The sequence below is a fragment of the Sulfitobacter brevis genome (assembly GCF_900112755.1).
Taxonomy (GTDB): Bacteria; Pseudomonadota; Alphaproteobacteria; order Rhodobacterales; family Rhodobacteraceae; genus Sulfitobacter; species Sulfitobacter brevis.
Map to the genome: position 1 here is coordinate 460,942 of NZ_FOMW01000001.1, position 18,241 is coordinate 479,182.

The 18,241-nt window shown below is 57.1% G+C and carries 23 protein-coding genes, 1 tRNA gene and 1 rRNA gene; 5 read left to right on the plus strand and 20 right to left on the minus strand.

Translation table 11 applies throughout. From position 1 onward, the window contains the following. Positions 1–9: 9 nt before the first annotated feature. Together BM174_RS02335 and BM174_RS02340 are read left to right on the plus strand one after the other, a co-directional pair. The gene (locus BM174_RS02335; RefSeq protein ID WP_093922198.1) at positions 10–588 is read left to right on the plus strand and encodes a nitroreductase family protein; all 579 of its coding nucleotides are present in this window, start codon (positions 10–12) and stop codon (positions 586–588) included. Further along, positions 573–1,307, plus strand: a complete 735-nt coding sequence (locus tag BM174_RS02340) for an EI24 domain-containing protein (RefSeq protein WP_093922199.1) — start codon at positions 573–575, stop codon at positions 1,305–1,307. Before BM174_RS02335 ends, BM174_RS02340 begins: the two co-directional genes overlap by 16 nt. Here the strand turns inward: BM174_RS02340 and BM174_RS02345 are convergent. Then, the gene (locus BM174_RS02345) at positions 1,240–1,533 is read right to left on the minus strand and encodes a DUF1467 family protein (protein WP_093922200.1); all 294 of its coding nucleotides are present in this window, start codon (positions 1,531–1,533) and stop codon (positions 1,240–1,242) included. The two genes, BM174_RS02340 and BM174_RS02345, sit on opposite strands and share 68 nt — an antisense overlap. 2 nt (positions 1,534–1,535) lie before the next feature. Beyond that, complete coding sequence (mce, locus tag BM174_RS02350; RefSeq protein WP_093922201.1) at positions 1,536–1,940, minus strand: methylmalonyl-CoA epimerase; 405 nt, start codon at positions 1,938–1,940, stop codon at positions 1,536–1,538. 131 nt (positions 1,941–2,071) lie between these two features. Here mce and BM174_RS02355 point away from each other — a divergent pair, with 131 nt between their 5' ends. After that, positions 2,072–2,791 (plus strand): response regulator, encoded by a 720-nt coding sequence (locus BM174_RS02355; RefSeq protein ID WP_093922202.1) that lies wholly within the window; start codon positions 2,072–2,074, stop codon positions 2,789–2,791. 77 nt (positions 2,792–2,868) lie between these two features. Here BM174_RS02355 and BM174_RS02360 read toward each other — a convergent pair whose 3' ends face one another. Next, entirely contained in the window at positions 2,869–3,594 is a 726-nt protein-coding gene (locus BM174_RS02360) for a GNAT family N-acetyltransferase (RefSeq protein WP_093922203.1), read from the minus strand. Between the two features lie 162 nt (positions 3,595–3,756). Here BM174_RS02360 and BM174_RS21000 point away from each other — a divergent pair, with 162 nt between their 5' ends. Next, on the plus strand, positions 3,757–3,927 hold the full coding sequence (locus tag BM174_RS21000; protein WP_177209390.1) for a hypothetical protein: 171 nt from the start codon (positions 3,757–3,759) through the stop codon (positions 3,925–3,927). A 20-nt stretch (positions 3,928–3,947) separates the two neighbouring features. Here BM174_RS21000 and BM174_RS02365 read toward each other — a convergent pair whose 3' ends face one another. Together BM174_RS02365 and BM174_RS02370 are read right to left on the minus strand one after the other, a co-directional pair. Continuing rightward, entirely contained in the window at positions 3,948–5,120 is a 1,173-nt protein-coding gene (locus BM174_RS02365; RefSeq protein ID WP_093922204.1) for a DUF1501 domain-containing protein, read from the minus strand. Positions 5,121–5,131: 11 nt separating this feature from the next. Further along, complete coding sequence (locus BM174_RS02370) at positions 5,132–6,517, minus strand: DUF1800 domain-containing protein (protein ID WP_093922205.1); 1,386 nt, start codon at positions 6,515–6,517, stop codon at positions 5,132–5,134. A 187-nt stretch (positions 6,518–6,704) separates the two neighbouring features. Between BM174_RS02370 and BM174_RS02375 the strand changes: the two genes are divergently transcribed. Next, positions 6,705–7,181, plus strand: a complete 477-nt coding sequence (locus BM174_RS02375) for a hemerythrin domain-containing protein (RefSeq protein WP_093922206.1) — start codon at positions 6,705–6,707, stop codon at positions 7,179–7,181. An 87-nt stretch (positions 7,182–7,268) separates the two neighbouring features. Here the strand turns inward: BM174_RS02375 and aspS are convergent, their stop codons facing one another. The 15 genes from aspS to rrf form a co-directional block, all read right to left on the minus strand. Beyond that, positions 7,269–9,047: an aspartate--tRNA ligase gene (aspS, locus tag BM174_RS02380; RefSeq protein WP_093922207.1), complete on the minus strand. Its 1,779-nt coding sequence runs from the start codon at positions 9,045–9,047 to the stop codon at positions 7,269–7,271. 234 nt (positions 9,048–9,281) lie between these two features. Then, the gene (gene rplP / locus BM174_RS02385; protein ID WP_093922208.1) at positions 9,282–9,695 is read right to left on the minus strand and encodes a 50S ribosomal protein L16; all 414 of its coding nucleotides are present in this window, start codon (positions 9,693–9,695) and stop codon (positions 9,282–9,284) included. Between the two features lie 13 nt (positions 9,696–9,708). Further along, positions 9,709–10,416 (minus strand): 30S ribosomal protein S3, encoded by a 708-nt coding sequence (gene rpsC, locus BM174_RS02390; RefSeq protein ID WP_093922209.1) that lies wholly within the window; start codon positions 10,414–10,416, stop codon positions 9,709–9,711. Then, entirely contained in the window at positions 10,416–10,796 is a 381-nt protein-coding gene (rplV, locus tag BM174_RS02395; protein WP_093922210.1) for a 50S ribosomal protein L22, read from the minus strand. The genes rpsC and rplV overlap by 1 nt, the downstream gene beginning before the upstream one ends. Positions 10,797–10,799: 3 nt before the next feature. Next, a complete protein-coding gene (gene rpsS, locus BM174_RS02400) occupies positions 10,800–11,078 on the minus strand; it encodes a 30S ribosomal protein S19 (RefSeq protein ID WP_093922211.1) in 279 nt (92 codons plus the stop codon). A gap of 3 nt (positions 11,079–11,081) precedes the next feature. Further along, complete coding sequence (gene rplB, locus BM174_RS02405) at positions 11,082–11,924, minus strand: 50S ribosomal protein L2 (protein WP_093922212.1); 843 nt, start codon at positions 11,922–11,924, stop codon at positions 11,082–11,084. Positions 11,925–12,316: 392 nt separating this feature from the next. Beyond that, positions 12,317–12,613 carry a 50S ribosomal protein L23 gene (locus BM174_RS02410; RefSeq protein ID WP_093922213.1) on the minus strand — a complete coding sequence of 99 codons (297 nt, stop codon included), beginning with the start codon at positions 12,611–12,613 and terminating at the stop codon, positions 12,317–12,319. Continuing rightward, a complete protein-coding gene (rplD, locus tag BM174_RS02415) occupies positions 12,610–13,227 on the minus strand; it encodes a 50S ribosomal protein L4 (RefSeq protein ID WP_093922214.1) in 618 nt (205 codons plus the stop codon). Before rplD ends, BM174_RS02410 begins: the two co-directional genes overlap by 4 nt. Beyond that, a complete protein-coding gene (gene rplC, locus BM174_RS02420; protein ID WP_093922215.1) occupies positions 13,224–14,102 on the minus strand; it encodes a 50S ribosomal protein L3 in 879 nt (292 codons plus the stop codon). Before rplC ends, rplD begins: the two co-directional genes overlap by 4 nt. Before the next feature lie 18 nt (positions 14,103–14,120). Further along, entirely contained in the window at positions 14,121–14,438 is a 318-nt protein-coding gene (gene rpsJ, locus BM174_RS02425; protein ID WP_093922216.1) for a 30S ribosomal protein S10, read from the minus strand. A 174-nt stretch (positions 14,439–14,612) separates the two neighbouring features. Then, positions 14,613–15,137: a hypothetical protein gene (locus BM174_RS02430; RefSeq protein ID WP_245766236.1), complete on the minus strand. Its 525-nt coding sequence runs from the start codon at positions 15,135–15,137 to the stop codon at positions 14,613–14,615. A gap of 294 nt (positions 15,138–15,431) precedes the next feature. Continuing rightward, positions 15,432–16,169 carry a hypothetical protein gene (locus BM174_RS02435; protein WP_093922217.1) on the minus strand — a complete coding sequence of 246 codons (738 nt, stop codon included), beginning with the start codon at positions 16,167–16,169 and terminating at the stop codon, positions 15,432–15,434. A gap of 398 nt (positions 16,170–16,567) precedes the next feature. Then, positions 16,568–17,095, minus strand: a complete 528-nt coding sequence (locus BM174_RS02440; RefSeq protein ID WP_245766237.1) for a pseudouridine synthase — start codon at positions 17,093–17,095, stop codon at positions 16,568–16,570. Between the two features lie 802 nt (positions 17,096–17,897). Further along, positions 17,898–17,974 (minus strand) — tRNA-Met (locus BM174_RS02445). 162 nt (positions 17,975–18,136) lie between these two features. Next, a 5S ribosomal RNA gene (gene rrf, locus BM174_RS02450) occupies positions 18,137–18,241 on the minus strand; the annotation flags it as partial.

Sequence of the window (18,241 nt, forward strand, 5' to 3'; positions counted from 1 at the left end):
GGCCCCCTTATGCCCATACCAAATCCCGCCGCCCTCGAATTCCTGCAAACCCGCCGGTCGCGCCCTGCCAAGACCCTTGGCCTGCCGGTGCCCAGCCGCGAAGCGCTGATGCCCCTGCTCATCGCAGCGGCCCGCACGCCCGATCATGGCAAGCTGGAGCCGTGGCGGTTTATCGTGCTGGAGAAAGAGGCGCTGACGCGGCTTTCCAAAACCGTGCAAGCGCGCGGCGAAGGGCTCGCGCTCGACCCAGAGCAGGTCGAGAAAGGCCGCAGCCAGTTTGATCAAGGACAGCTTGCTGTGGTGGTGGTTGAGGTGCAAAAACCCTCTGAGAAGATTCCGGCGCTGGAGCAGACCTATTCTGCGGGCGCGGTTTGTATTGGCCTGCTTAATGCCGCACAGGCCGCCGGGTGGGGCGCCAACTGGCTAAGTGGCTGGCCCGCCCATGACCGTGGCTTTATGGCCGAGGGGCTGGGCTTGGCCGATCACGAGCGCATTGCCGGTATCATCCACATTGGCACCGAAACCGCCGCCCCGCCCGAGCGTCCGCGCCCCGATATTGAAAGCATCACCACATGGCAGTCTCACTGATCTTCCGGTCGTTCTTTGCGGCGGTTGGCCAGCTCGCCGACCCCGCCTTTCGTCGTGTATTTTTTATCGGGGTGGGGCTGTCTTTGGCCCTGCTGATTGCCGCCACCGCCGGATTTGCTTGGCTGGTCGAATGGATCACCCCGGAGGAGGCTTGGCTGCCTGTTTTGGGGGAGGTCCGCTGGATCAATGATCTGCTGTCATGGGGCGCAGTGTTTCTGCTGGGCTTCTTGTCAATCTTTCTGATGGTCCCGGTTACCTCGGCGATCACATCGATGTTTCTCGATGATGTGGCGGGGGCCGTAGAAGCGCAGCACTATCCCGATCTACCGCCCGCTGCTTCCGTGCCCTTTGGCGACGCGCTGCGCGATACGGTGAACTTTCTGGGTGTGCTGGTCGGGGCCAATCTGTTGGCGATCCTGCTCTATATCCTCTTCGCGCCTGCCGCGCTGTTTATCTTCTGGGCGCTAAACGGATTCTTGCTCGGGCGGGAGTATTTCATGATGGCAGCCATGCGTCGTTTGGGGCGTGAGGGCGCCAAGGCATTGCGCCGCCGTTACAGCGGCACAATTTGGGTCGCAGGCGTACTGATGGCGATGCCGCTATCGGTCCCGCTGTTGAACCTTTTGGTGCCGATCTTGGGCGCAGCGACCTTTACCCACCTGTTCCATCTATTGCCACAGGCGCGCGGTGCAGCCAGCCTTCTAGATCGTCAACGCTGATCCAGCCTGACGTGATGATGAACGCAACTGCACCCCAGATCAGCACGGCTGCAAGGGTTGTCCACAGCGCTTTTTTCTTCAGATGATGATGCTCGGGCGCGCCCGCGTGGGTGCCCGGCACGATGTCTTTCAGGTCGCCTTGGGTCTGCACGCGGATTGGCAGCGCCACGAAAAACGCCATGAACCAGATGACGGCGAAGAGAACCAGCCCCGATACAATGCCCATCTTCAGACCTGCTCAAGCTCAACGAGCGCGCCGTTGAAGTCTTTGGGATGCAAGAAGATGACAGGCTTGCCATGGGCACCAATTTTGGGCTCTCCGGTGCCAAGCACCCGCGCGCCGGTTGATTTCAGATGGTCGCGGGCCGCGATGATATCCTCGACCTCATAGCATATGTGGTGAATGCCGCCTGCGGGTTTCTTGTCCAGAAATCCTTGGATAGGGCTGTTTTCGCCCAAAGGGTAGAGCAGTTCGATCTTGGTGTTTGGCAGCTCGATAAAGATGACAGTCACGCCGTGATCCGGTTCGTCCTGCGGGGCACCCACCTTTGCGCCCAGCCCGTCGCGGTACTGCGCAGCGGCAGCCTCAAGGTCGGGCACAGCGATAGCTACGTGGTTCAGTCGTCCGATCATGATGGTTCTCCGAAAACGTAAATTTGGCTGACTTATGGGCGTGCACAGCGCCAAGAGCAAGCTTTGCCATTAACACACTATTAGCCAAGCTGGCGTAATCATGGGTCGTCATCAAACTGCGGGAGGCTAGGATGAACGGCACAGACCCACTGACAGCGAACATACCAACTCCGACGAGCGCACGACCCCTGCTGGGGCTGACCGTGCTGGTCGTGGAGGATAGCCGGTTTGCCTGTGAGGCGATCCGCCTTTTGTGTCTGCGATCTGGTGCCAGAATACGCCGCGCCGACTGCCTGCATTCTGCACGTCGGCACCTGCAGGTCTACCGCCCCTCGGTGGCGATTATCGATCTTGGCCTACCTGACGGCAACGGCGCCGATCTCATTGCCGAACTCTCTACCTCCCAACCCCGTGTGGAAGCCTTGTTGGCGATGTCTGGCGATACCCATCTGGAGCAAGAGGCCCTCAGCGCAGGCGCCGACGGCTTTCTTGCCAAGCCGGTCACCACCCTGTCGACCTTTCAGGAATGTATTCTCGCTGCCCTACCGCCCGAGCGACAGCCAGCAGGGCCACGCGTGATCGGTGACGAGCAGATTACGCCAGACCGCATCGCCTATCAGGACGATATCTCGCATATTGCAGATGTGCTGGAGGACCAGCCAAACGAACGGGCGCTGGATTACGTGGCGCAATTTCTAGGCGGGTTGGCCCGCTCGGCGGAGGATAGTGCGCTGGAGGCTGCCGCCTCGGCGTTGGCGCAGAAACGCGCCGCAGGAATGTCAGCAGCTTCGGAGGCGGCAATGATTGCAGGGTTGATCCAAAGCAGGCTGTCACAGAAGATCGCGATCTGACGGGCCGATTGGTCTATTCTGTGAATGCGCGCGCCTAAGCGGGCGTGTGATTTGTGGCGCAGCTTGGCACCGGATCGCTACAAAGCCGGGTCTGAAGCCACGCGCACCAGTCGTGTCATATCGCCAAGGTTCTCGCGTTGCTTGCCTTGCTCGTCAAAGTTCTCGGGGCGCAGCCATGCCTCATAGGCTTCTTTCAACGCAGGCCATTCGCTGTCAATCGCGGCAAACCATGCCGTATCGCGATTGCGCCCTTTTACCACAGTGGCTTGGCGGAACACCCCCTCATAGCTGAACCCCAGTCTTTGGGCGGCGCGGCGCGATGGCATATTCAGCGCGTCGCATTTCCACTCATAGCGCCGGTATCCCGCTTCAAAAGCCCATTTCATCATCAGAAACATTGCCTCGGTCGCGGCACGGGTCCGCTGCAGCGCGGGGCTTAAGTTGATATGCCCGACCTCGATACTGCCCGCTGCAGGCTGGGTCCGAAGAAAGCTCGCCACCCCTTCCCACTGGTCGGCCTCAAGGTTACGCACCGCGTAGAAGAACGGATCGGCCTGTCCGGCATTGTCGCGCACCCAGCGATGATATTGTGATGCCGACGAAAACGGACCGTAGGGCAGATAATCCCAAACCGTGTCCTCACCGGCATACTGGCGATACAGCAACGCCGCATGGGCATCCGCGGACAACGGCTCCAGACAGGCGTAGCGCCCTTGCAAGGTTTCGCCTGACGGTACGGATGGCACCTGCCAGTTTTGAACGAGCGGCCCAACAGGGCGGCCAGGAGTGGTTTTATCAATCATAAACGCTACGTTAGGCCGAAGCCGCAGGGCCGCCAAGCCTATAAGCGCAGGGTTAACAAATTGCACAATGCCACCGAAGTGGCATTACGGCGACAAATCGGCGCCACAATCTCGAAGCACCATAATACCAATGAAACGCTGCGGCTGAGGAAGGAGCCTGTAATGTCATTGCTTAAGATTTATCATTGGCTGCGCGCCAATCAAGGCACCATCGGCACCGACTGGTTTGTCCTGACCGCAGTGATTTTGGGAACCGCGATTGTGGTCCTTGCCTCGATACAGGCGGGGCCAAACGGATTGGCCTATAATGTCGCAACCTATTTCACCGGTTGAAACTGGGAAACGCCCGCTGGCTATAGCAATGCGTTAGGGTTGTCTCCCATTTCCAATCCCGGAAAGATGTCGCGCTCCAGTGTGGCCTGAGAAACGTCTGCCATGCCGTGCATGATCCACGCCAGATAGGCCCGCACGTCGCGTGTCGGCATCAGATCTCGCCGATCATAGAGCGATGCTTCGTCCAATCCCGGCCACTTACCAAACATCTGCTGGCCTCGCACAGCGCCCCCCGCCATGATCATTACCCCGCCCGTGCCATGGTCGGTACCGCCGGTTCCGTTCTCCCGCGCAGTGCGGCCAAATTCAGTGACAGCCACAACTGATGTTTTGCCCCAGACTTCCGGCCCAAGCTCTTCTTTCAAAGTCAAAACCGTCTCGCCCAATTCAACAAGGCTGCGGCTGATGTTGTTTTGCTGCGCACGATGCGTGTCCCAGCCATTTTGCGAAAATGCGGCTATTCGCGCATCGCCACGCAGCCGTTCTGCGGCAAAACGCGCAATATTGCGATGCGCACCCTTCAATCTCGGCGCCTTGGCACCTGCGGGACCATCGACCAACATTAATGCCTCGGACAGGGCTGCATGCAGGGCTGGATCATCTTCCATGATCAGCTCCGCCAAACGCACCGCCTGCGGGCTGATCTTTAATTTCGCATTTGGTGCCCAACTGGCCGAGGGCGCCGCCCCGTCCAGCACCCGCACGTCGCCGATGCCGATCGCATAGGCCGTCTCGGCGGTTACGCCCGGGACATGCTGCAACAGACGGTTCAACCAACCGTCCCGCGCATTCGTCATTTCAGTCGTCCCTGCTTCGAGAATATCCTGACCATCGAAATGGCTGCGCTTGTCGCGGTAGGGGGTCGACACCGCGTGGGCAAAGCCAAGCTCGCCATTCTGCCAAAGCGGCATCAATGCCCCAAGGGCGGGATGCAGGGCGAAATAGCCATCCAAGGGCAGCGCAGGTGCAGCATCGTTCAGCTTGGGACGCAGTCCGGCAAAGGCAGGATCGCCTACTGGCCGCACCACGTCGAGCCCATCCATACCGCCGCGCAAAATGATTACCACCAACCGCGTATCCCATGGGGCTGCCGCAAAGCTGACCGGCGTCAGCAACGGGCTGGCGGCAAGTGAACACCCGATGAAACCGGCTCTGGCCAGAAAGCTGCGGCGGGTTTGAAGTCGCTGTGTCATGGTCTCGGTTCCTATCGACGCAAGAAGGCAGGCGATGTCAGAATAAGCCCGACCCCCTCGGCTCGCGTTTCGGCAGCAGATGCCGCAAAGGCGACCCGTTTCGGCACAGTTGCGCCCAAGGCATGATGCGCAAATTCCCGTGGGTCCGGCATGATGTCAAGCAGCCGCTTGGGCGTTGAGAACGCCCATTGTAGTCGCGCGGCAATACCTTGCGGCGATATCCAGACCGCATCGGCCTCCTCCCACCCATCGGGGCCTGCGGGGCTCTGCCAAGGCTGGCCCATCAAATTCAGCGGGGTGAAAAATAGCTGGCGGGTCTTCTTCAAATCCAAACTCGCAAAGGCCGATGCAGGCACATCCAACGCGCGCATTGCGCTTGATATGAACTCTTCGGGCGGGCGCATGTTGACCGCTGGCACTTGCCACGCGAGCGGGTGCTCCAACATTGCGCTGTAGGTCGCCATCAGGTCACCGCCCGACTTTGTGTAGGCCGCTTGCATATGCGCCACCACACCGTCAGGAGGCGTATCGGCGATGAAATGAACTGCGAGTTTTCGAGCGATATGCGCGGCGGTATCGGGGTGCAACGCCAGATCTTGCAGCACCTCAAAAATCGAATCCATCTTGGCTTTCGGCCCGTATTTTTTGCCGAGAACTGTCTCCGCACCCGGCTCAGCAAGCTTTTCTTTAAACCGAAATCGCTGGTCGCTTCCACGCGACATGCCGGTAAAAAGTTCGGCCAATTCGCGCACGTCGGTTTGGCCGTATCCACCGCCGACCCCCAAAGTGTGCAGCTCCAGCGCTTCCCGCGCGAGGTTTTCATTCAGGCCGCGCGCTTTGGCATTCTCGCGCTTTGCAAAAATGCTGTTCGGCCCGACAGAGACTTCTTGGTCGAGATACTGCAACATTATCGGATGGGTCAGACAAGCCGATAAAAGCTCCGCGAAGGTGCCGCCCACATGGGGCCTAACTGCATCCTCAATATAGCCGGAGGTACCGAACCGCAGCAGCGACCCTTTGCCCTGCGCGGTGAAATGATCGGCCCAGAAAGCCACCAGCCGCTCGCGGAAATTCTGCTGTCCGTGAATTCTGCGCAGGTGGGTCGCGGCAAACCATTTTGTGTTCACAAAAGCCGTCTCGTCCCTGAGTGCGTTGGCTTTCTCTCGAGATTTCTCGCCTTCGGAGGTCTCAGGATTTTGCCGCGCGTGTTTGGCAAACCGGTTGTAGACCATGGTCGTGGCTGCCAATGCGTCATACCCCGCGATTGGAAAATCAGATGCCCCTTGATCAGGTGAAGACACAGCCTGCAGCATCGTATCGATCGACCGGACAGGCGGCAACCTGGGCGATAACCCATACCCAAACCGGATTTCTGCCAACTCTGGTTTAAACGACATAGCGACCTCTCGCACATTGCGCGCTGATGGGGACAACCTAACACTTATATAGGAGGACGCATGCTATTTGGCCCAATTGCGCTACAACTTGATGATGCCTCAGCGACAATCAGCCGGAGGCTTTCCAAGAACCTGCTGCGCTCCGCAGACGTTTACCCCTGATTAGCAGACAAAAAGGATAGCCCGAATGCCCTCAATCTACGAAGCGATCAAAGCCGACCATGACGAGCATCGGAAGTTGCTAGACAGTATCGCCCAGACCAGCGGCGACAGCGCGGAGCGGCGTGACGGTTGGGACAGTTTCTACCATGACGTAAAGTCACACGCCGCCGCCGAAGAAGAAACATTCTACTCCAAGCTTATTTCGGAGACATGGGGTCAAGACGCCGCACGGCATTCTGTGCATGAGCATCAGCAGATGGACGATATCCTCGAAGAGTTACACGAGATGGATATGTCGTCGTCCGGTTGGCTCACACGGTTTAAGACGCTTAAAGAAGAATATGAGCATCACATGGACGAGGAAGTGAACGAAGTCTTTGAACGCGCCAGGGAGGTTATCGGCGCAGAGGACAACGATGCTTTCGGCGCCCGTTTTGAAGCACGCAAGAAAGAAGAGCGCACCTTGATCGATGCCAAGCGCGAAGACAGTCTGGAAGACTGATCCCGCCTGCGCACCTTGGTAGCTGGAAATGCAAAAGGTCCCGCTTGGATTGCCAAGCGGGGCTTTTTTTTAGCGTGATGGGACGGCTTAATCTTGCGGGATAACCCGCAGTCCCAATTCCATTAACTGGTCCGGCGCGGGCTCGCTTGGTGCGTTCATCATCAGATCTTCGGCGCGCTGGTTCATCGGGAACAAGATTACTTCGCGAATGTTCGCCTCATCCGCCAACAGCATCACGATCCGGTCGATCCCTGCGGCGCAACCGCCGTGGGGGGGGGCGCCATACTGGAAGGCATTTACCATACCGCCGAACCGCTTGCGCACTTCGGTTTCGTCATAGCCGGCAATTTCAAAGGCCTTGAACATGATCTCGGGCTTATGGTTCCGGATCGCGCCAGAGACCAGCTCGTAGCCGTTGCAGGCAAGGTCATACTGGTAGCCGAGCACCTGCAAAGGATCGCCCTGAAGCGCCTCCATCCCGCCCTGCGGCATGGAGAAAGGGTTGTGCTCAAAGTCGATCTTGCCGGTCTCTTCGTCTTTTTCATAGATCGGGAAATCGACGATCCATGCAAAGGCAAAACGGTCCTTGTCAGTCAGGCCCAACTCTTCGCCGATGACGTTGCGCGCACGTCCCGCGACCGATTCAAACGCCTTTGGTTTGCCGCCCAAGAAGAACGCCGCATCGCCGACACCAAGGCCAAGCTGCTGGCGGATCGCCTCGGTACGCTCGGGCCCGATGTTCTTGGCAAGTGGACCCGCGGCTTCCATCCCTTCGCCCTGATCGCGCCAGAAGATATAGCCCATGCCGGGCAGTCCTTCTTTTTGCGCGAAGGCGTTCATACGGTCACAGAATTTACGGCTACCACCAGTCGGGGCCGGAATAGCGCGGATCTCGGTGCTTTCCTGCTCCAGCAGCTTTGCAAATATTGCAAAGCCGGAGCCTGCGAAATGCTCGCTGACAACCTGCATCTTGATCGGATTGCGCAGGTCGGGCTTGTCCGAGCCATACCAAAGTGCCGCATCCTTGTAGGAAATCTGCGGCCAGACATCATCGACCTTACGACCGCCGCCGAACTTCTCGAAAATACCGCCGAGCACCGGCTGGATGGTGTCAAACACGTCCTGCTGGGTGACAAAGGACATCTCAAGGTCGAGCTGGTAAAAATCGGTCGGCGACCGGTCGGCGCGCGGGTCTTCGTCGCGGAAGCAGGGCGCAATCTGGAAGTATTTATCGAAACCCGAAACCATCAGCAGCTGTTTGAACTGCTGTGGCGCCTGCGGCAGGGCGTAAAACTTGCCAGGGTGTAGACGTGATGGCACGAGGAAGTCCCGCGCGCCTTCAGGCGAGCTTGCGGTGATGATGGGCGTCTGGAATTCGCGGAACTTTTGATCCCACATGCGCTTGCGGATCGAAGCGACCACGTCAGAGCGCAGCATCATGTTGTTCTGCATCTTCTCACGGCGCAAATCGAGATAGCGATACCGCAGGCGGGTCTCTTCTGGGTATTCCTGCTCGCCAAACACCTGCAACGGCAGATCGCCGTTTACCGCGCCCAACACTTCCATATCCTTGATATAGACCTCGACCTCACCCGTCGGCAGCTTGGGGTTCACCAGCGCGGCATCGCGTGCCTTCACCACACCGTCGATACGGATACACCATTCCGAGCGCAGCTTCTCGACCTGATCAAACACGGGGCTATCGCTGTCGCAGATCAGCTGGGTCAGACCGTAGTGATCCCGCAGATCGATGAAGAGCACCCCGCCATGGTCGCGCACTCGGTGCACCCAGCCTGACAGGCGAACCGTCTCTCCGACATCGGCGAGGTTCAGTTCTGCGCAATTTTTACTACGATATGCGTGCATGGCGGGTCCCTTTCGGTGGGCATAAACTTTCGCGCAGGTACACCGACTGGGGGTCCAGAAGTCAAGAGTGCAACCCTTCAAATTCGGGTCGTAGGCCCCCACTTTGGCCCAATAGCACGAAGGTTTTTGGTCCCGTGGCGCCCAATCGATGATCGCTCATGAAAAACGCCTGCCGGAGATATCCGACAGGCGCTTGAAATTTTATTGGACCCGACCGAACGGGGCCAACTATTTTTACCAGTCTTCGCGTACAACGACTCGTGTTTTGATTGGCAGCTTCATCGCCGCCAGACGCAGGGCTTCGCGGGCGACATCTTCGCCCACACCGTCGAGTTCAAACATCACGCGGCCTGGTTTGACCTTGCAAGCCCAGAAGTCGACGGAACCCTTACCCTTACCCATACGCACTTCGACGGGCTTGGAGGTTACCGGTACATCCGGGAAAATACGGATCCAGACACGGCCCTGACGCTTCATGTGGCGCGTCATGGCACGTCGGGCTGCTTCGATCTGACGCGCTGTAACCCGCTCGGGCTCCAGTGCCTTCAGACCGAATGTCCCGAAGTTCAGATCCGAACCGCCTTTCGCCAGACCCTTAATGGATCCTTTGAACTGCTTGCGGAATTTCGTCCGTTTTGGCTGTAGCATCTATTCTCTCCCCTCAGCGACGACCGCCAGCACCACGTGGTGCCGGACCGTCCTGGAGTTCCTGTGCTTTCCGATCCCGAGCGGCTGGATCATGTTCCATGATCTCGCCTTTGAAGATCCACGTCTTGATGCCGATGATGCCATAGGCGGTCATCGCTTCAACATGTGCATAGTCAATATCGGCACGCAAAGTGTGCAACGGCACGCGACCTTCGCGGTACCATTCGGTACGCGCGATTTCCGCGCCACCCAGACGACCCGCAAGGTTCACACGGATGCCCAAGGCCCCCATGCGCATGGCGTTTTGCACAGCACGCTTCATGGCGCGACGGAAAGAGACCCGACGTTCCAGCTGCTGAGCAATGCTTTCGCCAACCAATGCGGCGTCCAGTTCGGGCTTGCGCACTTCAACGATGTTGAGGTGCAGCTCGGACTTGGTCATCTTGGCGATTTTCTGGCGCAGACCTTCGATGTCTGCACCCTTCTTGCCAATGATTACACCAGGACGTGCTGTGTGGATTGTGACGCGGCACTTTTTGTGCGGACGCTCGATGATCACACGGGCAATACCTGCCTGCGCGCATTCTTTCTTGATGAAGGCACGGATGGCGAGATCTTCAAGCAGAAGATCACCATAATCCTTCGTGTCGGCATACCAACGGCTATCCCACGTGCGGTTAACCTGCAGGCGCATGCCGATCGGATTTACTTTGTTACCCATCAGGCTTGCTCCTCAACTTGGCGCACGAGAATCGTGATTTCCGAAAACGGCTTGACGATCTTGCCGAAACGGCCACGTGCCCGTGGGCGACCGCGCTTCATGATCAGGTTCTTGCCGACATATGCTTCGGCCACAACCAGTTCATCCACGTCGAGGTTGTGGTTGTTCTCGGCGTTCGCAATTGCGGACTGAAGACACTTCTTCACATCTGCTGCGATCCGCTTTTTCGAGAAGGTCAGGTCCGTCAGGGCCTTGTCTACCTTCTTGCCACGGATCAACGCGGCGACGAGGTTCAGTTTCTGCGGGCTGGTACGCAGCATGCGCAGCTTGGCGCGGGCTTCGTTGTCTGCCACGCGGCGGGGATTTTTATCCTTGCTCATGGCTTACTTCCGCTTCGCTTTTTTGTCGGCTGAGTGGCCATAATAGGTGCGTGTTGGCGAATACTCACCAAACTTCTGACCGATCATGTCTTCGCTGACGTTTACAGGGATGTGCTTGTGGCCGTTATAGACGCCAAACGTCAAACCAACAAACTGCGGGAGAATTGTCGAGCGGCGCGACCAGATCTTGATCACTTCGCTACGGCCGCTCTCACGCGACGCTTCTGCCTTCTTGAGGACATACGAGTCGACAAAAGGGCCTTTCCATACTGAACGAGCCATTAATTAACGCCCCTTCTTCTTGGCGTGCCGCGAGCGGATGATCAGCTTGCTTGACGCTTTGTTCTTGTTGCGTGTCTTGGCACCCTTGGTCGGCTTACCCCAAGGAGTAACAGGGTGACGACCACCAGAGGTCCGGCCTTCACCACCACCATGCGGGTGGTCGATCGGGTTCATCACGACACCACGTACCGAAGGACGGATGCCCTTGTGGCGCATGCGGCCCGCTTTACCGAAGTTCTGGTTCGAATTGTCGGGGTTGGACACGGCACCAACGGTGGCCATGCATTCCTGACGCACGAGGCGCAGTTCACCCGAGCTGAGACGGATCTGGGCGTAACCGCCATCACGACCTACGAACTGGGCATAGGTGCCCGCCGCACGTGCGATCTGACCGCCCTTACCAGGCTTCATCTCGATGTTGTGGATGATCGTACCGATCGGCATGCCCGAGAACGGCATTGCGTTACCCGGCTTGATGTCGACCTTGGCGCCAGCGATAACTTTGTCGCCGACTGCAATACGCTGCGGCGCGAGGATATAAGCCTGCTCGCCATCTTCGTACTGGATCAATGCGATAAACGCGGTCCGGTTAGGGTCATATTCGATCCGTGCTACAACAGCGGACATGTCCAGCTTGTTGCGGCGGAAATCGACGATACGGTAAAGGCGCTTTGCCCCACCGCCAGTGCGACGCATTGTGATCCGTCCGGTGTTGTTCCGTCCGCCAGATTTGGTCAAACCCTGTGTGAGGGCTTTAACCGGGCGGCCTTTCCAAAGCTCCGAACGGTCGATCAGTACCAGCCCACGCTGGCCCGGCGTCGTCGGTTTATACGACTTTAGTGCCATGTTGTCTGTCTTCCGTTTGCTTGTCAGGCGGGTTGCCCCGCCTATGGTTATAGGCCCCCGTAGGTGCCCGATTGGATGCTCATGCGGCGAAAACCATTCCCCGAGCAAGAACAACAACGAAGCCCCGGACGAATCCGGGGCTTTGCCGATGGGGTCGTTTAGGGGAGGATCGCGGGAGCGTCAAGGGTGCCACCGACAATACTCACGCACCCGCCCCATATGGACCGACAACGCAAGTCTCCCGTGAGCCGGAACACGCTACCGCGCCCCTGCCCCGCCCCTATTCTTGACCCAAAATATCCCGGGGGTTTGACGGCAGCTTCCCCGATTGGCACAACGCAAAAGGCCCCCCGCTTTCGCGGAGGGCCTTTCAGATGTTTTCAACGCAGACCTTACAGGCCGGTTGATACGTCGATGGTGTTACCCTCTTCGAGCGTAACGTAGGCTTTCTTGACGTCTTTCCGCTTGCCCATCTGGCCGCGGAACCGCTTGACCTTGCCTTTGGTGATGGTCGTGTTCACGGCCTTCACCTTGACACCAAAGAGAGCTTCAACAGCTTCTTTGATCATCGGCTTGTTGCTTTCAATCGCCACTTCGAAAACAACCGCGTTGGCTTCAGAAGCCATGGTCGCTTTTTCGGTGATGATCGGCTTGCGGATCACGTCGTAGTGGTTGGCTTTGGCGCTCATTTCAAACGGGCCTCCAGTGCTTCGATCCCTGCTTTCGTGATCACCAGAGTGTCACGCTTCAGGATGTCATAAACGTTGGCACCCATTGTCGGCAGGATGTCCAAACCTTCGATGTTGCGGGCCGCTTGAAGGAAACCTTCGTTCACGGTCGCGCCGTCGATGATCAGCGCGCGTTTCCAGCCAAGGTTTTTCACCTGTTTGGCCAAAGCAGCTGTTTTACCATCCGAGTTTACATCGTCGATAATGACCAATGCGCCGGCCTTCATCTTGGCAGACAGCGCATGGCGCAGACCCAGCTTACGGAACTTCTTGGTCAGCTCGTGACCATGGCTCCGTACAACTGGACCTTTATACACACCACCACCGCGGAAGATCGGTGCAGAACGTGCGCCGTGGCGTGCGCCGCCGGTGCCCTTCTGACGATAGATCTTCTTGGTCGAGTAGCTGACCTCGGAACGACCCTTGGTCTTGTGCGTGCCGGCTTGGGCGTTGTTACGCTGCCAGCGGACGACACGGTGCAGGATGTCGGCACGTGGCTCCAGCCCGAACAGGGCCTCATCCAGGTCGACCGTACCAGCACTGCCGCCGTCGAGTTTGATGACATCGAGTTTCATGCGTCACCTTCTTTCTTGTCAGCATCAGCGTCGTCGTTATTCGCGTCCGACTTTTCCGATGCGATTTCTGCTTCGGCTGCTTTCAGCGCTTCAGCTTCCTGCGCGGCTTGCTCATCGGCCAAACGCTTGGCTTCTGCTTCGGCCTCTGCTGCGGCTGCTGCGGCTGCTTCCTCGGCTGCCTTATGGGCTTCCTCGGCGGCAGATCTCAGCGCGGCTGGCATGATGGCACTCTCAGGGAACGGCTTCTTGACCGCATCCTTAACAGTAACCCAACCACCCTTGGAGCCTGGAACGGCGCCTTTGACCATGATCAGGCCGCGGGCTGTGTCGGTTTTGACAACTTCAAGGTTCTGGGTGGTAACACGGGCAGCGCCCATGTGACCGGCCATCTTCTTGCCTTTGAAAACCTTACCCGGATCCTGACACTGACCGGTGGAGCCGTGTGAACGGTGAGACACCGAAACACCGTGCGTCGCACGCAGACCGCCAAAGTTGTGGCGTTTCATCGCGCCGGCAAAACCTTTACCGATCGATGTGCCTGCAACGTCAACGTACTGACCTGCGAAATAATGGTCCGCGATGATCTCTTCACCAACGTCCAGCATCGCTTCCGCGTCAACGCGGAATTCCGCGACTTTACGCTTGGGTTCAACCTTGGCTGCCGCGAAGTGGCCGCGCATCGCTTGGCTGGTCCGCTTGACCTTGGCTGTGCCAGCGCCGAGCTGAACAGCAACATAGCCGTCCTTTTCGATGGTGCGCTGTGCAATAACCTGAAGGTTATCGAGCTGAAGAACGGTCACAGGAATCTGCTTGCCGTCTTCCATGAACAGACGGGTCATGCCCATCTTTTTTGCAATAACGCCTGAGCGCAACATAATATTACCCTCCTACGCTTATGACTGCAGCTTGATCTCGACATCCACACCAGCGGCGAGGTCGAGCTTCATCAGCGCGTCCACGGTCTGGGGAGTCGGATCAATAATATCCAGCAAACGCTTGTGCGTGCGGATTTCGAACTGGTCACGGGATTTCTTGTCTACGTGGGGACCACGCAAAACGGTAAATTTTTCGATCTTGTTCGGCAGCGGAATGGGGCCGCGAACGGAAGCGCCTGTACGCTTGGCGGTGTTGACGATTTCCTGAGTGGAGGCATCGAGAACCCGGTAGTCAAACGCCTTCAGGCGAATGCGGATGTTCTGGCTAGCAGCCATGAGCATATCCCTTGTTCTGGGATTTTAACGGATTGGAGGAAGCAGGCTCATCCGGCCCCCTCATCGCGCCATCGTGTAAGTGAAACGGGGCGCGTAAAGACGCACCCCGAGTCAGTGCGCTCGCTATAGGGTTTAACCCGTAAGTTGGCAAGGGCGAGTTTGCCCCGCGCCGATTCAAAGTGAATTTCCGCCGTGATCGGTGTCGCCCCATCCGCGCGGACCAACCCCGCGCCCTCTGAAATAGCTTAATACTACCGCGAGAACCCGCGCCATCAAAAGCGTCATTCCCACATGACCGACAAAGGAAGACTGCGTGTAGGCCCCGAAGTCCATCATAAAGCTACGGCCGATAAACGGGGCCAAGATGCCTTGGGCTACAAACCACAATATCACCCCGGCGACCAATCCGGGCAGCCAGACGCGCTCAGCCGAGAATAGCAGGCTGATCCCATAGACGAAGGCACCAAAGCCCAACGACCCGATCAAGAAATGTACCGGAAAGGCGATCGCGTGGGTCAGCTGGAGGCCAGCGAGTTTCGCAGCTAGAGCGATCACCAGATTGGAGGGCTGCAGCACCACGTCAAACAGATGCGGCGAGATCAGCCAAGCGTAGATTTCAAACGCGACCTCACCGACAAGGCCAGCGGTGGCAATGGCGACGAACACATGGGGAGCGGTAAGCGCGTTTGAGGATTGCATCGGTGTCTTTCTATTGTGGGATGATCTGGCACCGCCTGTAGAAAGTCCGCGCCCCAGCAGCAATGAACGTTTGATCACAGCCATTCCCATTGCAGAGAGATCTCATTACAGCGCCGCTCTGAGATCAAGGCATCGCGAGCCTGCGTCGAGAGCGCAGGGTTATCGCCGCAGGCGCGTCAACGCCGCTGGCATCATCAAAGATCATATGCATGGGGGGAGGCATAACGAGGATGCGCTATTCAACACTTATACGTCGGCTATTCCATTTTGCAGACCGAGATGCCGCAGCCCAAGTTACTGCAATTTGATCTGGTTATTTGAAATCAGCACGCCCCTTCGCCACTGACCGTCGTTCATCACCATCCTGTACTCGTTGGCATAGTCACGGAATTTATCGTTGGTCACGGCAAATGAGATGGGCAGATGATTCAAAGTCTCCAAGATGTATCCATCTGCCTGAACGCCGCTTGGCACCACATATATCTCATTCTTGCCCAGTCCAAAGATGTTCTCAAGCAGCGCCAACCTGTGCGGTTGATTTTGAGAGAATGCGCCATGTTCCATAAGAGTATAGAATATGTTGGCATCAAAGAAGCAAACGACTCGATACCCTTGGGTCCGAAGGTTCCTTGCGACATCGCCGAGTGGCTTGGCGCCCAGGCCCTTTTCCCGACCAAAGTGGTAAATATTGCTGCCATCAATAATGGCGGTTTTGGATTTCAGGATAAGCTCGTGCATGAAACCTTGCCGATCATGAGCCAGCAAGAAATGTGGCTTGGTGCCACGAGGCCGTTGATCGACAAAAAACCACAACGCAACCAGCGCCGCCAACAATGCCAAAAGTACAGTCTTCCCCAATTCGGGACGCATCAAGAACCACCACAAGGGCAGAACAGATATCGCCGTCAGCAAGGCGAAGTTTAGCACAGAAAACAATGCGTTTCGCCACCACACGGCGAAATCGAAGTGGCCCGTTTTTTTAAAGCGTGCAGGCGCGAGTTTATCGCCCAGTGTAATCGGTTCTCTTGCCATGGCGCCGTTCTTCTAAGGAGCTTCCAAAGGAACTAGCTTAAATTCCCAGTAAATGTCACGAGCGCGAGTAGGCACTCCACTGCGATATCCGCCTCCGCAATTCGGTCCTGAAAACCGGTTCTTGAATCCCTTCATGTTATCTTCCTCCCCTGATGTCCTGCTACTCGTGGTCCTTGGCAAACGCGGCCGCAATTATCAAGCGACTACGGCTCGCCCAACAATGCTTCGGCGCATGAACACTACAACAAATCTGGTAAACTTCTGATTTATCTGGCTTCGGAGAGATGTTCATGCACCCGATCAATCGCTGGATGCCAGATCAGTCCGTGGGAGACATTTCTTCCCTTGCGTAAAAAGCGGGCATTCATCCGCCCGACGCCGTGCTCCGGTCGCAGGGGCTACCGGAAGATCGAAGCGGTCAGTTCTTCGCTCAGCAGCTCCCACTGACCGGGAACCATGCCATCAGGCAGTGCCAGACCACCCACACGTTCACGATGCAGTTTCTCGACATGATTACCGGTGGCGGCAAACATGCGGCGCACCTGATGGTAACGGCCCTCGGTAACAGTAAGTAGGGCTTCAGTTTCCGAGACCACTTCGAGTTCCGCCGGAGCCAGCGGCTTGTCCTCGCCCTCCAGCATCAATTGGCCTGAGGCAAACAGGTCTCCTTCGGTGCCATCGAGCGGGCGGGCCAGCTTGGCACGATAGATCTTCTTGATGTGGCGCTTGAGGCTGATGACACGGTGCAGCAGGCCGCCATCATCGGTCAGCAACAAAAGACCCGAAGTCTGCTTGTCCAGCCGACCGATCGTCGAGACTGCCGGATTACGCCGTTTCCACCGCCCGGGCAGGACGTCATAGACCAATGCACCGTCTTCCTTGTGCGAACACGTCATGCCCAAGGGCTTGTTCAAAAGGATCACCATGCCCGCGAGGGGATCCGAAATTACGCTGACTTAAAAAGCTCATCAATTGCCCTGTTTGAAAATGAGGGATAACTCAATCGATCCTATACCACTTCTGCTGGCAATTAAACGTGAAGCAACACATCGCGCAGTGACCAGCTGGCAATCGGGTGCGAGAGTAATTTGCCACCAGATCAAAATCAATTAATAGCCTTTTAATTGCTGTAAACAATTCACCAAAAAGGTGCAGTAATCAGGTCCAGAGAGTATCGCCCCGTAGAGAACGGTTTGGGCTTTTCCTGGGGGCAAGGCCAGCGAATAGCCCATCCCGCATAAGCCCCTCAGACAACAGAAGAATCCTTCCGAAGCCGGATCGGGGGAACGCTTTCGTAAGAGCAAGTGACAGGGAGATCGGGATTTAGAAAGGCAGATTAGCTGAATCTGCACCTGCTCGAACCGCTTTAAGTTTTAAAAGGGAAATTCAAATGTATGCGGCACGACCGTAGTAAGTCGCTATAGAGTGTCAATAAATTTGGTGTGGGTGTCTGTATGTTGATTTCCATGCAGAAGTGACTCGGGTTTTTCATCGAGAACTGACCTCCGCGGCTGACAGCCGTTTAGTTTCGGGCAGAAAATTGTGCCTGCACCAAAATGAACCACCCAAGATAGCAAGAATAAAATCTGAGTACCTGCGGCATGACCAGAATGGGTGAGACTTCGCGCCAAAGAAAAGGGGGTGGGGTCGAATAGGTTCCGAACGGACACCAACCGGACACAACAAAAAACGGCTTAGCGGTATTAGCCGCTAAGCCGTTGAAATGATTGGTTGCGGGAGTAGGATTTGAACCTACGACCTTCAGGTTATGAGCCTGACGAGCTACCGGGCTGCTCCATCCCGCGACACTTTTGGCCTACGGCGCGTCGCGCTGTTTGGGGCCTGTGGTATGGCCTACCGCATAAAGAAGGGGGTGAGGCCGGGTTTCTGGTTTGGCGCCTGCGCGCTGGACCGGAATTGGGTTTATGATCATCGCAGAGAGATACTTGGTTTTAGGAACTTATTAGGTTTGGCGATGACCTACTCTCCCACGTCTTAAGACGCAGTACCATCGGCGCTACGGCACTTAACGGCTGGGTTCGGGATGGGACCAGGTGTTTTGCTCGCGCTAT

Excerpts from the sequence above, each read along its gene's own strand:
- BM174_RS02335 (WP_093922198.1), top strand. The coding sequence starts at position 10 with ATGCCCATACCAAATCCCGCCGCCCTCGAATTCCTGCAAACCCGCCGG.
- BM174_RS02340 (WP_093922199.1), top strand. The coding sequence starts at position 573 with ATGGCAGTCTCACTGATCTTCCGGTCGTTCTTTGCGGCGGTTGGCCAG.
- BM174_RS02345 (WP_093922200.1), bottom strand. The coding sequence starts at position 1,533 with ATGGGCATTGTATCGGGGCTGGTTCTCTTCGCCGTCATCTGGTTCATG.
- mce (WP_093922201.1), bottom strand. The coding sequence starts at position 1,940 with ATGATCGGACGACTGAACCACGTAGCTATCGCTGTGCCCGACCTTGAG.
- BM174_RS02355 (WP_093922202.1), top strand. The coding sequence starts at position 2,072 with ATGAACGGCACAGACCCACTGACAGCGAACATACCAACTCCGACGAGC.
- BM174_RS02360 (WP_093922203.1), bottom strand. The coding sequence starts at position 3,594 with ATGATTGATAAAACCACTCCTGGCCGCCCTGTTGGGCCGCTCGTTCAA.
- BM174_RS21000 (WP_177209390.1), top strand. The coding sequence starts at position 3,757 with ATGTCATTGCTTAAGATTTATCATTGGCTGCGCGCCAATCAAGGCACC.
- BM174_RS02365 (WP_093922204.1), bottom strand. The coding sequence starts at position 5,120 with ATGACACAGCGACTTCAAACCCGCCGCAGCTTTCTGGCCAGAGCCGGT.
- BM174_RS02370 (WP_093922205.1), bottom strand. The coding sequence starts at position 6,517 with ATGTCGTTTAAACCAGAGTTGGCAGAAATCCGGTTTGGGTATGGGTTA.
- BM174_RS02375 (WP_093922206.1), top strand. The coding sequence starts at position 6,705 with ATGCCCTCAATCTACGAAGCGATCAAAGCCGACCATGACGAGCATCGG.
- aspS (WP_093922207.1), bottom strand. The coding sequence starts at position 9,047 with ATGCACGCATATCGTAGTAAAAATTGCGCAGAACTGAACCTCGCCGAT.
- rplP (WP_093922208.1), bottom strand. The coding sequence starts at position 9,695 with ATGCTACAGCCAAAACGGACGAAATTCCGCAAGCAGTTCAAAGGATCC.
- rpsC (WP_093922209.1), bottom strand. The coding sequence starts at position 10,416 with ATGGGTAACAAAGTAAATCCGATCGGCATGCGCCTGCAGGTTAACCGC.
- rplV (WP_093922210.1), bottom strand. The coding sequence starts at position 10,796 with ATGAGCAAGGATAAAAATCCCCGCCGCGTGGCAGACAACGAAGCCCGC.
- rpsS (WP_093922211.1), bottom strand. The coding sequence starts at position 11,078 with ATGGCTCGTTCAGTATGGAAAGGCCCTTTTGTCGACTCGTATGTCCTC.
- rplB (WP_093922212.1), bottom strand. The coding sequence starts at position 11,924 with ATGGCACTAAAGTCGTATAAACCGACGACGCCGGGCCAGCGTGGGCTG.
- BM174_RS02410 (WP_093922213.1), bottom strand. The coding sequence starts at position 12,613 with ATGAGCGCCAAAGCCAACCACTACGACGTGATCCGCAAGCCGATCATC.
- rplD (WP_093922214.1), bottom strand. The coding sequence starts at position 13,227 with ATGAAACTCGATGTCATCAAACTCGACGGCGGCAGTGCTGGTACGGTC.
- rplC (WP_093922215.1), bottom strand. The coding sequence starts at position 14,102 with ATGTTGCGCTCAGGCGTTATTGCAAAAAAGATGGGCATGACCCGTCTG.
- rpsJ (WP_093922216.1), bottom strand. The coding sequence starts at position 14,438 with ATGGCTGCTAGCCAGAACATCCGCATTCGCCTGAAGGCGTTTGACTAC.
- BM174_RS02430 (WP_245766236.1), bottom strand. The coding sequence starts at position 15,137 with ATGCAATCCTCAAACGCGCTTACCGCTCCCCATGTGTTCGTCGCCATT.
- BM174_RS02435 (WP_093922217.1), bottom strand. The coding sequence starts at position 16,169 with ATGGCAAGAGAACCGATTACACTGGGCGATAAACTCGCGCCTGCACGC.
- BM174_RS02440 (WP_245766237.1), bottom strand. The coding sequence starts at position 17,095 with ATGGTGATCCTTTTGAACAAGCCCTTGGGCATGACGTGTTCGCACAAG.